Source organism: Streptomyces sp. SP18BB07 (genome assembly GCF_036322545.1).
Lineage (GTDB): Bacteria > Actinomycetota > Actinomycetes > Streptomycetales > Streptomycetaceae > Streptomyces > Streptomyces deccanensis.
Genome location: NZ_JAQYWT010000128.1, coordinates 1 through 408 on the forward strand (window position 1 = coordinate 1; position 408 = coordinate 408).

A 408-nucleotide genomic window follows, 5' to 3' on the forward strand; every position below is an offset into this window, starting at 1 on the left:
CTACGGTTTGGGTGGTGGGGGTGTTTGTTTTTTTTTTTTTTTGTTTTTGTGTGGGGGGGGGGGTTGTGTGTATGTGTTCCGCACGTGGGGGTGGTTGTGCTTGTTGTTGGGGGTGTTTTTTTTTTTTTTTTTTGTTGGGGGGGGGTGTGGGGGGGGGGGGGGGGTGGGGGGTGTTTTTTTTTTTTTTTTTTGGTTTTTGTTTTTTTTGTTTTTTGGGTTGTTTTTTTTTTGTTTTTTTTTGTTTTTTTTTCCATTTGTTGTTTGTGGTGGGGGGGGGGGTTGGGTGGGCTCAGTGTAGGGCGGGTCCCGGGTGCCGCCCTCCCCCGGACGGCTTGGGCTTTTATAAGGCGCCCCCCCCCCCCCCCCCCCCACCCCCCCCCCCCCCCCCCCCCCCCCCCCCCCCCCCCC

Annotated in this window: 1 protein-coding gene; it reads left to right on the plus strand. The window is 55.6% G+C overall.

The window, feature by feature from the left end; all coding sequences use genetic code 11:
• Positions 1 to 298 (plus strand): hypothetical protein (locus PUR53_RS00525; protein ID WP_329906997.1); only part of this gene is annotated, 298 nt, incomplete at its 5' end.
• Positions 299 to 408 lie beyond the last annotated feature (110 nt).